The organism is Hyalangium ruber, from assembly GCF_034259325.1.
GTDB lineage: Bacteria > Myxococcota > Myxococcia > Myxococcales > Myxococcaceae > Hyalangium_A > Hyalangium_A rubrum.
Genome location: NZ_JAXIVS010000004.1, coordinates 648,618 through 662,967 on the forward strand (window position 1 = coordinate 648,618; position 14,350 = coordinate 662,967).

At 70.4% G+C, this 14,350-nt stretch carries 13 protein-coding genes; 7 read left to right on the forward strand and 6 right to left on the reverse strand.

The features are described 5' to 3' along the window. Window positions 1–19: 19 nt before the first annotated feature. The 6 genes from SYV04_RS14845 to SYV04_RS14870 all read right to left on the reverse strand — a co-directional run bounded on the left by SYV04_RS14845 (window position 20) and on the right by SYV04_RS14870 (window position 5,394). Window positions 20–388, reverse strand: a complete 369-nt coding sequence (locus tag SYV04_RS14845) for a response regulator (protein ID WP_321546402.1) — start codon at window positions 386–388, stop codon at window positions 20–22. 72 nt (window positions 389–460) lie between these two features. After that, window positions 461–886: a chemotaxis protein CheW gene (locus SYV04_RS14850; RefSeq protein WP_321546403.1), complete on the reverse strand. Its 426-nt coding sequence runs from the start codon at window positions 884–886 to the stop codon at window positions 461–463. Window positions 887–895: 9 nt separating this feature from the next. Beyond that, window positions 896–2,248 (reverse strand): methyl-accepting chemotaxis protein, encoded by a 1,353-nt coding sequence (locus SYV04_RS14855; RefSeq protein WP_321546404.1) that lies wholly within the window; start codon window positions 2,246–2,248, stop codon window positions 896–898. Window positions 2,249–2,311: 63 nt separating this feature from the next. Further along, on the reverse strand, window positions 2,312–3,262 hold the full coding sequence (gene thiL, locus SYV04_RS14860) for a thiamine-phosphate kinase (protein ID WP_321546405.1): 951 nt from the start codon (window positions 3,260–3,262) through the stop codon (window positions 2,312–2,314). 21 nt (window positions 3,263–3,283) lie between these two features. Further along, complete coding sequence (locus tag SYV04_RS14865) at window positions 3,284–4,684, reverse strand: sensor histidine kinase (RefSeq protein WP_321546406.1); 1,401 nt, start codon at window positions 4,682–4,684, stop codon at window positions 3,284–3,286. Then, on the reverse strand, window positions 4,681–5,394 hold the full coding sequence (locus SYV04_RS14870) for a GTP-binding protein (protein ID WP_321546407.1): 714 nt from the start codon (window positions 5,392–5,394) through the stop codon (window positions 4,681–4,683). Before SYV04_RS14870 ends, SYV04_RS14865 begins: the two co-directional genes overlap by 4 nt. Window positions 5,395–5,660: 266 nt before the next feature. On the opposite strand from SYV04_RS14870, the gene SYV04_RS14875 reads away from it, so the two are divergent. From SYV04_RS14875 to SYV04_RS14905, 7 genes are all read left to right on the forward strand, one after another. Beyond that, entirely contained in the window at window positions 5,661–6,197 is a 537-nt protein-coding gene (locus tag SYV04_RS14875; protein WP_321546408.1) for a GNAT family N-acetyltransferase, read from the forward strand. A gap of 91 nt (window positions 6,198–6,288) precedes the next feature. Further along, on the forward strand, window positions 6,289–7,206 hold the full coding sequence (locus tag SYV04_RS14880; RefSeq protein ID WP_321546409.1) for a hypothetical protein: 918 nt from the start codon (window positions 6,289–6,291) through the stop codon (window positions 7,204–7,206). Window positions 7,207–7,284: 78 nt separating this feature from the next. After that, entirely contained in the window at window positions 7,285–9,264 is a 1,980-nt protein-coding gene (locus SYV04_RS14885) for a type IV pilus twitching motility protein PilT (protein ID WP_321546410.1), read from the forward strand. A 10-nt stretch (window positions 9,265–9,274) separates the two neighbouring features. After that, window positions 9,275–10,366, forward strand: coding sequence for a type IV pilus twitching motility protein PilT (locus SYV04_RS14890; RefSeq protein WP_321546411.1), 1,092 nt, complete (start codon window positions 9,275–9,277; stop codon window positions 10,364–10,366). Window positions 10,367–10,449: 83 nt separating this feature from the next. Then, window positions 10,450–11,517 (forward strand): YVTN family beta-propeller repeat protein, encoded by a 1,068-nt coding sequence (locus SYV04_RS14895; RefSeq protein WP_321546412.1) that lies wholly within the window; start codon window positions 10,450–10,452, stop codon window positions 11,515–11,517. Window positions 11,518–11,640: 123 nt separating this feature from the next. Continuing rightward, window positions 11,641–13,533 (forward strand): methanol/ethanol family PQQ-dependent dehydrogenase, encoded by a 1,893-nt coding sequence (locus SYV04_RS14900; RefSeq protein ID WP_321546413.1) that lies wholly within the window; start codon window positions 11,641–11,643, stop codon window positions 13,531–13,533. A gap of 8 nt (window positions 13,534–13,541) precedes the next feature. Further along, window positions 13,542–14,348: a substrate-binding domain-containing protein gene (locus SYV04_RS14905; protein WP_321546414.1), complete on the forward strand. Its 807-nt coding sequence runs from the start codon at window positions 13,542–13,544 to the stop codon at window positions 14,346–14,348. The last annotated feature ends 2 nt before the right edge of the window (window positions 14,349–14,350 follow it).

Here is a 14,350-nt window from a genome sequence, read left to right on the forward strand (position 1 = left end):
GGCGGGCGCGCGCGCAGCGCTAGCCGTCGCCCAGCACCTTCTTCACCACGGCCAGCACGTCCTCGGCCCGGAACGGCTTGACGATGAAGTCCGAGGCTCCCGCCTCGATGGCCTCCATCACCAGGCTCTCCTGCCCGAGCGCCGAGCACATGATGACCACCGCGCCACTGTCATGCTTGAGGATTTCGCGCGTGGCCTCGATGCCGCTCTTGAACGGCATGACGATGTCCATCGTCGTGAGGTCCGGCTTGAGATCCTTGTACTTCTCCACGGCCTCGAGTCCGTTGGCCGCCTCGCCGACGACCTCGAACCCGCCGGACGCGAAGATGTCCTTGATCATGTTGCGCATGAAGATGGCGTCGTCGACGACCAGGACCCGCTTAGCCATGTGAAGCTTCGCCTCCGCCTAAGGCCTCGAGAGGAGCGCGGACACTAGCACCCGCGCATTTCAAGGGGCTACTCACTTCTGAGGGGTGAACAAGGCAACCACCGCCGCATCCAGTCCTTCCGGGTCTAGCACGGTCACCCCCAACCCCTTCAGCCTCGCCACCCCGCGCACCGCCGGCACCTGCTTGCCCGGGGCCGCCGTGCTCACCCGCTCCAACGCCTCGATACCGTCTACGTCCGTGACCAAGAATCCCAGGTCTCGCCGCCCTCGGTCCAGCAGGAGCACGCGGGAAAAAGGAGTCTGGCCCTCCGGCAACCCCAGGAGCTGACGCATTTCCACCACTGTGACGACCCGACCCCGCAGGTTCATCACCCCGGAGATGGCCGTAGGGGCGCGCGGCACCCGGGTGAAGCGCGAAGGCGGCACCACCACCTCTCGGACCGCCGAGAGCGGCAGTCCGTAGCGCTCCTTCTCGACCCGGAAGATGACGTGCCGCACGGGGGGGGCTCACTGGAGGCGGAAGCTGCGGACCACGCTCTGCAGCTCTTCGGAGGTGTTGGTCAGCTCGTTGGCCAGCATCGTCATCCGCGCCACGGCGCTGGTCTGCTCCTGGATGACCGTCTGGATGGCCTCGGTGGAGGTGGCGTTGTCCACCGCCACCTGCGAAATCTCCTGGATGGCCTTCACCATCTCCTCGCGGCCTTCCAGCTGCTCGCGGGCGCTCTCGGAGATGAGGTGCACCTTCTCGGCGCCCTTGCGCACGGTGTCGGTGATGGCGCCCATGGAGCGCACGATGTTGGTCAGGTCCTCGCGGCCCTCGGACAGCTCCTCGATGCCCTCCTTCATGGCGGACACCACGGCGGTCGACTGACCGGAGATGTCGCGCGCCAGGCGGGAGATCTGCTCGGCGGAGCGGCCCGCGCTCTCGGCCAGCTTGCGCACCTCGTCGGCGACCACCGCGAAGCCGCGGCCGTACTCGCCCGCGCGCGCCGCCTCGATGGTGGCGTTGAGCGCCAGGAGGTTCGTCTGCTGCGCCACCTGGGTGATGGCGTCGACGATCTTCGAGATCTCCTGCGTCTTCTCACCGAAGGCGAACACCTGCTGGCTCGCGGCCTCGATGCGGTTGAACACCTTCTTCACCTTCTCGCCGGCGAGCAGGGCCGCCTTCGAGCCGTCCTCGGCCGCGCTGCTCGTCTCCGCCACGGTGCGCGCCGCGTCCTCGGCGCTGGCCGCCGTGCGCTGGATGGAGCGGGCCATGGAGGTAATCACCGTGGAGGCCTTGCTCACCAGTTGGGACTGGGCCTCGGCGCCGTCGGCGATCTTCTTCATCGACGAGCCCACTTCCTCCGTGGAGCCGTTGACGTTCTCCGCCGAGCGCTGCAGGTCGATGGCGGTGTCCGCCACGCTCTTGGCGGTGTCCTGAATCTTTCCCACCAGCTCGCGCAGGTTCTCCTGCATCCGGCCGATGGCGTTGGTCAGCTCATCGATTTCATCGCGCGGGGTGGAGGGCTCGGCGTCCACGGGCTTGGACAGGTCGCCCTGGGAGATCTCGAACGCGGAGCGCGACAGCACGCGCACGCGGTTCACCCGCGCCAGCAGCCTGGGCAGCGTGGCCGCCGCCGTCAGGGTGATGACGATGGCGACGGGCAGCTGCACCCGCAGGCGCACATCGAAGCGCTGCAGGATGATGAGCGCGCACGTCAGCGCCGCGCCGAGCAGCACGTAGCCGGTGAGGATCTTCCGCTGTAGCGAGAGGACCCGCTCGGTGCCGGTGGGCTCCACGGAGCGCAGAAGCCGCTGCACGGGCTCGCGGCGTGGGGTGAGGCCAGGAGTGAGTTCGTCGCGAAGGGGGCGGCGCACGGTGGGCTGTTCCGGGGTTACGGCAGAAGCGTCCTGCGGGTTTAGCCTTGCCGTCCGGCAGGGTCAATCTACCCGCCCATTAGAACGGAAATGATCGAAGCCCGCTGGAGGGGCGATCAACCGTCCGTCGGGGTCGCGCAGTACCCGGCGGCGCTCTCGGGTGAGCCGGCCAATCCGGGTAACGCGCTGTGCCGCCCGAGCGCAGGCCCGCTCGAAGGCCTTCACCCGAGCGGGAGGCAGCGCCAGCAGCAGCTCGTAGTCCTCGCCTCCCGCCAGCGCCCCCTCGGGCCCCAGGGCCGCACGCACCGCGGGTGTGATGGGCAGGTGGGCAAGCTCCACCTCCGCGCCTACACCCGAGGCCTCGCAGAGGTGTCCCAGGTCCTGCGCCAGCCCATCGGAGATGTCCAAGGCGGCGGAGGCGAAGCGGGAGGCCAGGCGCCCCAGCGCCACCCGGGGAACGGGGCGACGCTGCCGGAGGACGGCGGGACCTCGGCGCTTGCCGGCCTGGAGCTGGTTCAGCCCCAGCCGCGCCTCTCCCAAGGTCCCGGACATATAAAGGAGGTCTCCCGGCCGGCCGCCCGAGCGTGTCAGCGGCGACCGCTGGAGCTCTCCGGCGGCGGTGACGGTGATGGAGAGCTCACGCGCGGAGGTGAAGTTGCCGCCCACGAGCGCGATGCGGTGCTCCCGCGCCAGCGTGCTCATGCCCCGCGCCAGCCGCAACAGCGCCCGCTCGGGGAAGTCCTTCGGCAGGGCCAGCGCGCACAGGAACCAGCGCGGCGTGGCGCCCATGGCGGCCAGGTCGGACAGGTTCACCGCCAGCGCCTTGTGGCCGATGTCCTCGGGAGAGAAGTGCGCGCGGGTGAAGTGGACGTCCTCCACCACCGCGTCCGTGGTGACGCACAGCGCGCCGCGCGAGGGCGCCAGCACCGCGCAGTCGTCTCCCGGGCCCAGCGGCACGCGCGCCCGGGGAAACTCCGCCAGGAACCGCTCGATGAGGGAGAACTCACCGCGCATGAGCGCCTCCAGGGCCCGGACTCAGAAGCGGTCCGGCTCGGGCATGGGCGGCAGCACGTGGACCGCTCCATCTCCCGTCTGCGGCGGGCGCGCTGGCAGCACCACCGTGAAGCACGAGCCCTCGCCCGGCACGCTCGTGACGAGCACCTTGCCGCCGTGCCCCTCCACGAAGCGCTTCACGATGGCCAGCCCCAGCCCCACGCCTCCGAACTCCCGGGTGGAGCTGGAGTCCACCTGGTAGAAGCTCTGGAAGATGCGCTCGAAGTGGTCTTCCCGGATGCCGACGCCAGTGTCCTCGACGTCGATGCGGTAGCCCGTCGCCTCCAGCTCCGGCTGCGGCCCCACCTCGGAGACCCGGACGCGCACGCCGCCCTGCACGGTGAACTTCACCGCGTTGGCCAGCAGGTTCACCAGCACCTGCTGCAGCCGCCCCTTGTCCGCCAGCACCCGGGGCTGCCGGTGCTCGGGCAGCCGCACGTCCACGTTGAGCCCCTTGCGCTTGGCCTGGGGCGTCACGCTCGACACCGCCGTCACGACGATCTCCGCCGCGTCCACCGGCGCGAAGGCCAGCCGCAGCTTGCCCGCGTCCAGCTGGCTGATGTCCAGGATGGAGGTGATGAGGTCCAACAGCGTGCGCCCCATCTCCGTGATGGACTGCACGCACTGGCGCTGCTCGGTGTTGAGCGGCCCGGTGAGCCCCTCGGACAGCAGCTCCGAGTACGCGATGATGGAGGCCAGGGGCGTGCGCAGCTCGTGGCTCACGGTGCCCAGGAAGCTGGACTGCATCCGGTCCACCTCCCGCAGCCGCTTGTCGAGCACCGCCATGCGCGCGTCTCGCACCTCCAGCTCGCGGTGGATCTCCCCCGCCGACTCGAGCTGGATGCGGCTGGCGAGCCACGAGCGGTGCCCCGCCACCATCAGCCCCTCCACCACCCGGGAGAAGTACGCCACCGCCCGCGCCAGCGGCGAGGGGGCGGTACCCGCTCGCATCAGGTCCAGGCGTTCCCAGGGCAAGGCCGCCTGCTCCTCGGGCGTGAGAGGACCGAAGAGCACGCGCCCCAGCTCGGCCCCCTCCCAGCGCACCGGCAGCACCAGGTAGCGCGGGCCCGAGGGACAGGAGAGCACCGCCAGCGTGGCGCCCGCGCCCAGCGGCGCCCGGGCCGCGCACTGCTCGGCCCCGGAAGCCCCCGAGGTGGCGTGGGCACAGAAGGCCCCGGAGGGCCCCTCGGCGCCCGTCACACGCGTGCCCCGCAGGTCCAGCACCTGCGCGCCCGCGCCATGCAGGGTGACGAAGCCCTTCACCACCTCTTCGAAGGAGTGCTGATCAAACAGCTCCGCCAGCGGCGGCTCGCGCAGCAGGAGGGAGTCCGGGCGAGGAGGCGGCGGGGCCCCCCAGGGGGAATGTCCCTGATCTCCATTCATCCCTCACCACCTTGGGAGGCACCTTCGGCCTCGTAACGCCCCGCCAGCTTCGTGCCCGCGAGGTTCATGTGACGGAAGATCCGGCCCAGGAACTCCTCTTCCCCCAGGCCAATGTTGCGCGCCAGCCGGGTGTCCGCGTCAAGCCGTACCCAAGCCGACTGCATCAGCTCGTGGAACGTCTCGCACACCCCTTCACCCCGCAGGGCCACCGCCCCCACCACCGGCTCCCGGCCCCGCTGGCGCACCCGCTCCAGCTCCTCATCCGTCCGGGTGTCGGGCAAGTCCCGCTTGTTGAACTGGATGACCACGGGCACCCGGTCCGGATCCAACCCGTTCTCCCGCATGTCCTCGCGCAGGCTGTGCCAGTACCGGTTGTTCTCCTCGGTGGCGCTGCGGCGGCTGTCGGCGACGAAGGCCACCGCGTCGGCCGAGCGCAGGACGATGCGGCGCGTCGCGACATGCACCACCTGCCCGGGCACCGTGAGCAGCTTCACCTTCACGTTGTACCCGTTGGAGGAGGAGAAGAAGACGGGCAGCACGTCGAAGAAAAGCGTGCGGTCGTCCCGGGTCTCCACGGACAGCAGCCGACCACGCACCTCGGGCCGCGCGCGGGCATAGAGCTGGCGCAGGTTGGTTGTCTTCCCACTGAGCCCAGGCCCGTAGTAGACGATCTTCAGTGTGAGCTCGCGCTGGGCGTGGTTGAGTTGCAAGGGCGGGGATCGGGCGAGCAGAAGAGCAGGGATGTCACCTCCCCCGCCACGGCTCCCCGTTTCTTATATGAGGGTGTCCGCCAATGAAAAGCCGTCTGGGGCGCTCTTAGGGGGAGCAGGCGTGGTGCTTGGAATGCCAGGCGCCGGTGTGCAGTTTGCTTGAGTCCGGCTCCTCATGACAGCTGAGGGGAAATGTGCGCGGAAACACTCCGTGCATGGCTACCGGTCAAACGGTTAGGATCGCAGCGCGACGGAGGAGCAAGGCGATGACGATGAAGCAGGTGGACCCCGGCGTCGAGGCCGGTACGGTGCCGGTGCTGGAGCCCAACAGCCTGCCCAATGACTTGGTCTCGGCGTTGAAGATGGCGCAGCCGAGTGACGAGGACATGGGTACGGTGGCGGCCCTGCGCGCCAGCTCCGATCCCTGGAAGAGCCGGGGCGAGACGCAGGAGGAGAGCCTGCAGGCGCTCACCCAGCTGCGCCCCTACATCCAGGTGGCGAAGCTGCAGAGCCAGGTGGTGGGCTACGTGACGGTGGAGCGCGACGGCCCGGTTCCGGGCGCGGCGTACATGCGCAACATCGTCGTGCGGCCGGACCTGCGCAAGCGCGGCCTGGGCATGGTGTTGCTCAACCACGCCGTCAACACGGCGCGCGACATGTACCGCAAGACGATCGCGCTCCGCGTGGATCCGGCCAACGGGCCGGCGGTGAGCTTCTACCGCAAGGCGGGCTTCACCACCGTGGCGACGGTGGTGTCCAAGAAGTCCGGCAAGCTGCGCCTGTTGATGTCCCGCGAGCTGTAGTCCCCGGCTTGCGCCCCGGCGGGAGGAGAGCGCTGTCCTCCCGCCCTTTGCCCCGAGGTGGCCCCACCGGTCGCCAGGGAGAGTCTCCACCATGAAAACCTCTGCCGAGCACCTGCTGGCCGGCCCCTGGGGGCTGCCCGGGAACCTCGATGCGGAGCTGGCCCGCGCGCTGGAGCAGGAGGACTACGGCACCGCGCTGGCCCTGCTGCGAGACGCGCTGCCCGCCTCACCCGAGCCCCGGTTGCTGGTGCTGCTGGCCTTCGTGCGATTCCAGGATGCGCAGGAGGTGATGGTCACGGAGCTGCTGCCCGCGTGCCAGGAGGCGCTCGGGTTGCTGGAGCGCGCCGCCGAGGCGGGCCTGCCGTGGGACGTGGTGGCCCCGCTGCGCGAGGAGGTGGAGCGCGTGCTGGCGGAGGAGACGGCTCATGAGCTGAAAGCCGAGCGCATGACGCCCGAGCTGGCGCGGAGCGCGCCCCTGGAGCAGGTGCTCGAGGCCGCCAGCCGCCTGCGCGCCGCGAACCCCGCTCGCGCCGCCGAGCTCTTCCTCGTGGCCGCGAGCCGGGACACTCCCGAGCGCGCCCCCATCCACCGCACCGACGCGGGCATTGCCCTGCACCAGGCCGGCCGCTTCGAGGAGGCACGCCCGCTGCTGGAGGCCGCCCTGGGGCTCGACTGGGCCTCCTCGGCGCTCTGGCCGGAGCGCCTCCACGTGGACTGGGCCGCCACGCTTCTGTTGGAGCAGGCCCACGCCGCGGGCAACACCGCGGCCTTCGAGTCCCTCTGGGACCGAGCGCTCATCCTGAGCCGCCAGCTCCAGCACCCCTTCCCCTCCAACTGGCTCAACCAGGAGCGCCTGCTCGCGCTGCTGATTGATCGCGGGGATGGCGCCCGCGCCGCCCATGTGGCCACCCGCATCGAAGCCAGCCGGGACTACCTGCCCCGGGCCCTGGCCGCCCAGGTCACACAGGCACGCACCCTGGCCCGACAACAGTCACAGCCAGTGTCCTGACGGCGTTTTACAGGGTATGGATTATCATTCTGTGCCTGTTTTCCCTTTTTTGAACCCCGAGCAGACGCGGGTCCCTTCATGAAGCCCATCGCGGAACTGCTGCGCTACCTGTCGCACCCGGACATCACCGAGATCGCCCTGACGACGGGGCGATGCACGATGATCAAGAGCCTCAACGGCTACGAGCCGGTGGATGGCGCCGTGCTGACCGATGAGGAGCTGAACCGAACGCTGCTCACCATGGTGGGGCCGGCGCGCACGGCCGCCGTGTCGGAGAAGCCCATCAAGTGGGCGGTGCGTGCCGAGGGTGTGGCCACGCTGGCCGTCATCGCCGTGCGCCGGGGAGAGGGCCTCAGCCTGCGCCTGCTGCGCTCGGGGGAGACGTCCACGCCCACGGTGTCCCCGCGCTCGGCGGAGGGAGAGTCGCGACTGGCGGAGACGACGCCCGCGCCCGGCTCCACGGTGGGGGCCGACACCTCGCTGCCCGCCGAGGCCGCCGAGGCTCGCCCCTTGGTGCCCGCTTCGATTGCCCCCGTGATTCCGCCCCTGCGCCCGTCCGAGACCAACCTGCGGGTGATCAAGGCGACGGCGATGTTCGGGCAGTCGCAGGTACACACTTCGGCTCCCGTCCCTCCTCCGCCTCCCGCGGCGCGCATCGAGACCGCGCCAGCCCCGGCCGCCCGGCCACCGCCTCCGCCTCCGCCGCTCGCCGCTCGCATCGAGGCCGTGCCCGCACCTGCCCCGGCGGTCCGTCCACCGCCTCCGCCACCCGCCGCCCGCATCGAGGCCGTACCCGCTCCGGAGGCTCGCCCCGCTCCGCCGCCTCCGCCGCCCGCTGCCCGCACCGAGGCCGCGCCCGCCCCCGAGGCACGCCCCGTTCCGCCACGCGCGAGACCGGACTTCTGGAGGGATCTGCCCGCGCTGCTGGAAGAGGCCCGACGCCTGGGCGCGAGCGACCTGCACGTGGTGGCGGAGCGGCCCGCGCTGTTCCGCGTGGCGGGCGAGCTGAAGTCCGACGGTGAGGTGCTCTCCGCCGAGAAGGTGGAGTCGTGGCTGCTGGCGCAGGTACCCGCGAGGCTGCGGCCGGTGCTGGAGCGCGAGGGCAGCTGCGACTTCGCGCTGGAGACCGAGGCCCACGGCCGCTTCCGGGTAAACGTGAGCCGTCAGCGCACCGGGCTCAAGGGCTCGTTCCGAGTCCTCGCCCGGGAGCTTCCCGCGCTGGAGTCGCTCGGGCTGCCGCCGGAGCTTGCCCAGGCGACGCGCCACGCCCAGGGCCTCGTGCTCCTCACGAGCCCCGCCGGCCACGGCAAGACGAGCACGGTGGCGGCGCTGGTGGACCTGCTCAACCGCGAGACGAAGCGCCACGTGCTCACGCTGGAAGAGCCAGTGGAGTACGTCCACCCGCGCAAGAAGGCGCTGGTGAGCCAGCGCGAGGTGGGCACGCACACCCGCTCCCTGGCCACCGCGCTTCGCGGCGCGCTGCGCGAGGATCCGGATGTCCTCGTCGTGGGCGAGCTGCGCGACCTGGAGACGGCGCGCGTGGCGCTGGCGGCGGTCGAGCGAGGGCACCTGCTCCTCAGCACGATGAACGCGCCGAACGCGGCGGTGGCCCTCACCCGGCTCATCGAGCTGTTCCCGCCGGCGGAGCAGGCGCAGGTACGGCTCACGCTGGCCTCCCACCTGCGGCTCATCGTCAGCCAGCGGCTGCTGCCGCGCGCGGATGGGGCGGGGGTGGTGGCGGCCACCGAGGTGCTGCCGGGTTCGGCGGCGCTGGGTCAGCTCCTGCGCGACACCTCTCAGTCCCTTCCCGCCTCGCTCCAGCAGCGTGCCAAGGGCTTGGGCCTGAGCCGCCTGGACGATTCGCTGGCGAACCTGGTGCGCGCGGGGAAGGCGACGCTGGAGGTCGCCCAGAGCTTCTCCGAGTCCCCCGAGGCGTTGGAGGCCGCGGTGACGGGCAAGGGGCCTGGACCTGGAGCGCCACCGCTGAGTCCCGAGCCCGGGACGAACGGGCAGGGGGTGAGCAAGGTCGGCTCGTTGCTGGGCCGCCGGAGCGCGTGAGAGGAGCGCCATGACGACCCCGCGCCTGTCTCCGCTCTTCGACGCGCTCCTGGCCGAGAAGGGCAGCGATCTGCACCTGAGCATCGGCCATCCTCCGCTGGGCCGCATCCGTGGGGAGCTGACGCCCCTGCGCGAGGCGCCGCTCACGGCCTCCGAGGTGGAGGCACTGCTCTTCGAGCTCCTCAGCCCGGAGCAGAAGCACCAGCTCACCGAGGCGATGGACCTGGACTTCTCCTACAGCTACGGGACGAAGGCCCGCTTCCGCGCCAACTGCTTCCACAAGGTGACGGGGCTGGCGGCGGTGTTCCGTCCCCTGCCGGGCAAGGTGCCTTCGCTTGCGGAGCTGAGCGTGCCAGAGGCGGTGCGCAAGCTGGCCGAGCGCCGGGGCGGACTGGTCCTCGTCACCGGCCCGAAGGGCAGTGGCAGGTCCACCACGCTGGCGGCGATGGTCCACCACATCAACCAGACGCGCCACGTCCACATCCTCACGCTCGAGGAGCCGGTGGAGTTCATCCACGAGCCGGCGAAGGCGCAGGTGACCCAGCGCGAGGTGGGGCCGCACGCCGCCAGCTTCGCCGCGGCCCTGCGCTCGGCGGAGCGCGAGGATGCGAACGTCGTACACGTCGGAGAGCTGTGTACTCCGGAGACGATTCGGCAGGCGCTGGAGCTCGCGGACGCGGGCGTGCTGGTGCTGGCCTCAGCGCACACACTTGGCGCTTCGGCCACGATCGAGCGCCTCCTTAGTGCGTTCCCCGAGGAGGAGCAGCCGGGGATTCGTGGAAGGTTGGCGGACAACCTCGCGGGCATCCTCTCGCAGCAGCTCGTCCGCACGGCGGATGGCAAGGGGCGCGTGGTGGCGATGGAGGTGCTCCTTGGCGGCGGCGCCATCGCTGCGTTGATCCGCGAGGGCAACCTGTCCCCGCTCGCCGGCAAGTCGCAGCCGCTCGACCAGCACCTGGAGAAGCTGGTGGCGGCGGGAACGGTGGCGCCCGAGGCCGCGCTGGAGAAGGCACAGGACCGCGAGGCCTTCACCAAGACGCTCCAGCGCCTCAAGCCGGGCTTCGTTCCACCCGCGACAAGCACCCCTGTACCGCAGTCGTAGTGCGTGGGAGGAAACCCTCCTCGGGTGAACACTCCTTCGCGCCCACGTCCCCTTAGGCCGCCACGCTCCTTTAGACAGCGGCCATGCGCCTCACCTGCCTCCGTGGACGTGCGCCCCTGGCACTCACGTGCCTGTTGCTCCTCGTTGCCTCCTGCCGTGGCTCCCTGAGCTGCGCCAGCGGAGGCGCGCAGGCGCCCACGGGGCCGCGCGTCTATGTCAGCAACGAGGAGTCCAACGACATCTCCGTCATTGACCCGTCGACGGATCAGGTCGTCGCCACCGTCTTCGTGGGCAAGCGCCCCCGGGGGCTCCGGCTCAGCCCCGACGGCAAGACGCTCTACGTGGCCGTGAGCGGCTCGCCCCGCGCCCCTCCAGGCGTGGACGAGAGCACCCTGCCCCCTCCGGACCGGAGCGCCGATGGCATCGCGCTCGTGGACGTGGCCACGCTCGAGCTCGTCAAGACGCTGGAGAGCGGCAATGACCCGGAGACGTTCGACATCACCCCCGACGGCAAGCACCTGTTCGTCTCCAATGAGGATGCGGCCCTCGCCTCCGTGGTGGAGCTCGCCTCGGGCCGGGTGACGCGCACCGTACCCGTCGGCCGCGAGCCCGAGGGCGTCACCACGCGGCCCGATGGCCGGGCCGTCTACGTCACCAGCGAGCAGGACAGCCAGGTCTTCGTCCTCGACACCTCGAGCCATGAGGTGGTGGCGCGCATCCCCACCGGTGACAGGCCTCGCTCCGTCGCCTTCACCCCGGACAGCACGCGCGCCTACATCGCCGCGGAGTTCGGCCGCACCATCACCGTGGCCGATGCCCGAGAGCACCGCGTCCTCACCACCATCCCCATCGAGCCCGCGAGCGCCAGGCCCATGGGCACCGCGCTCTCTCCGGATGGCCGGACGCTGTACGTCACCCACGGTCGCGGAAAGTCCCTCTCCTTCATCGACATCGCGAGCAACCAGGTCGTCCGCACCGTGGAGGACGTAGGCACCCGCCCCTGGGGCATCGGCGTCAGCCCCGACGGCCGCAAGCTCTACACCGCCAACGGTCCCTCCAACGATGTCGCCGTCATCGACGCCCAGTCGGGCGCGGTGCTCAAGCGCATCCGCGTGGGCACCCTGCCCTGGGGCATCGCCGTCGCACGCTAGGCGTTGGGTCTCCCGCCCGACACCCTACCCTTTGGGTAGTCAACACTGTGGCTCGTACCTAGGTGCAGGAAGCGAAACCGCTCACCCGAACTTCTTACAAAGAGTCCATACGCTGGAGCGCGTATGCCGCTCCCCGCGCAGGACACCTCCAGCTCACCGCCCGCCCTGAACTCCGTTCTCGGGACGCGTGCGCTCCTCGTCGCGCTCGTCCTCGCGCTCCTGCCCGCCTGCAAGGACAAGAGTCCGAAGCCGCCCGCCTCTACCGCCTCGGGCGCCAAGAGCCCTCAGCTCGACAAGGCCCAGTTCGACGTCTCCCAGCTCCAGGAGGATGACACCCAGTGGGTCATGGCGGCGAAGAACCACGCCAACACCCGCTTCAGCCGCCTCACGGACATCAACGCCACCAACGTGAAGGACTTGAAGGTGGCGTGGACGTACTCCACCGGCTTCGTGCGCGGACACGAGGCCGCGCCGCTCGTGGTGGGCGACACGATGTACGTCGTCACCCCGTTTCCCAACCATCTGGTCGCGCTGGACCTCTCCAAGGAGGGCGCGCCGATGAAGTGGGTGTACGAGCCCCAGCCCTCCCCGGCCGCCCAGGGCGTGGCCTGCTGTGACCACGTCAACCGCGGCGCGGCCTACGCCGACGGGCGCCTCTTCTACAACACGCTCGACAACCACACCGTGGCCGTGGACGCGCAGACGGGCAAGGAGCTGTGGAAGACGAAGCTCGGCGACATCAACAAGGGCGAGACGATGACCATGGCCCCGCTGGTCGTGCGCGACAAGGTCATCGTCGGCAACAGCGGCGGCGAGTTCGGCGTGCGCGGGTGGGCGGCGGCGCTCTCCACGAAGACGGGCGCCGTGCTGTGGCGCGCCTACAGCACCGGGCCGGACTCGGACGTGCTCATCGGCCCCAACTTCAAGCCCTTCTACGAGCAGGACCGTGGCAAGGACCTGGGCGTCAAGAGCTGGCCTCCCGAGCAGTGGAAGATCGGCGGCGGCACCGTGTGGGGGTGGCTCTCGTACGACCCCGAGCTGGACCTCCTCTATTACGGCACCGGCAACCCCGGCCCGTGGAACCCCGAGCAGCGCCCCGGCGACAACAAGTGGACGTGCGGCATCTTCGCGCGCAAGCCGGACACCGGCGAGGCCGTGTGGTTCTACCAGTGGAGCCCGCACGATCTGTTCGACCATGACGGCATCAACGAGGCCATCATCACGAACCTCACCGTCAACGGCCAGCCGCGCAAGGTGCTCATCCACCCCGGGCGCACCGGCTACGTGTACGTGCTGGACCGCGCCACCGGCGAGGTGCTCTCGGCCGTTCCCTTCGCGCACATCACCACCAGCAAGGGCGTGGACCTGAAGACGGGCAAGCTCGTCCCCGTGCTGGAGAAGAGCCCGGGCCTGGGCAAGACGGTGCGCGACATCTGCCCCGCGGCGCCGGGCGCCAAGGACTGGTCCCCCGCCGCCTTCTCGCCGCAGACGGGGCTGCTCTACATCCCCGGCAACAACCTCTGCCAGGACGAGCAGGGCCTGGAGGCCAACTACATCGCCGGCACACCGTACCTCGGCGCCAACGTGCGGATGTACCCGGGCCCTGGCGGCAATGGCGGCGAGTTCATCGCCTGGGATGTCCTCAACGGGAAGAAGGTGTGGAGCATCCCCGAGCTGTTCCCCGTCTTCAGCGGCGCGCTGGTCACCGCCGGGGACGTGGTCTTCTACGGAACGATGGATGGCTGGTTCAAGGCGCTCCACGCGCGCACCGGCCAAGAGCTGTGGAAGTTCAAGGTGGGCTCCGGAATCATCGGCCAGCCCATCACCTTCCGAGGACCGGACGGCACGCAGTACGTCTCCGTGCTCTCCGGCGTGGGGGGCTGGGCCGGCGCCATCGTCGCGGGCCAGTTGGATCCACGCGACCAGAGCGCCGCGCTGGGCTTCGCCAACGCCATGAAGGAGCTGCCCAAGTACACCACCCGGGGCGGCATGCTCTACACCTTCCGCCTGCCATGAGGATGCCCGTGATCGCCCAGACGCTCGCGGTCCTGCTCCTGCTGGGAGCCGCGCCCTCCACCGAGCCGCCCGCCGCGCCGCCCGAGCGCGTGCTGCGCGTGTGCGCGGACCCCAACAACCTGCCCTTCTCCAACCAGCGCCAGGAGGGCCTGGAGAACCGGCTCGCCGAGCTGCTCGCGCGCGAGCTGAAGGCCACCGTGCAATACACGTGGTGGGCCCAGCGCCGTGGCTTCATCCGCAACACCCTCAAGGCGGGCCTGTGCGACGTGGTGCTCGGAGTGCCCGCGGACTTCGAGCTGGCGCTCACCACGCGGCCCTACTACCGCTCCACCTACGTCTTCGTGTACCGCAAGGACCGAGGGCTGAAGCTGGGCTCGCTGGAGGATGAGGCGCTGCGCACGCTGAAGGTCGGCGTCCACCTGATCGGCGACGACATGGCCAACACGCCGCCCGCGCACGCGCTCGCCCGGCGCGGCATCGTGAACAACGTCGTCGGCTACACCCTCTATGGCGACTACACGCAGGAGAACCCGCCCTCGGCGCTCATCGAAGCGGTGCGCCGGGGCGAGGTGGACGTGGCCATCGCCTGGGGGCCCCTGGCTGGCTACTTCGCCCTGCGGCCCGGGCCGGAACTGGAGGTCGTGCCCGTCCAGCCTCGCAAGGACACCGCCACCGGGCTGCCCTTCGTGTTCGACATCTCCGTGGGCGTGCGTCGCGGGGACAAGGCGCTGAAGGCGGAGCTGGAAGCCGCGCTCTCCCGCCGCCGCCCCGAGGTGGAGGCGCTGCTCACCGAGTACGGCGTGCCTCGTCCCTGAAG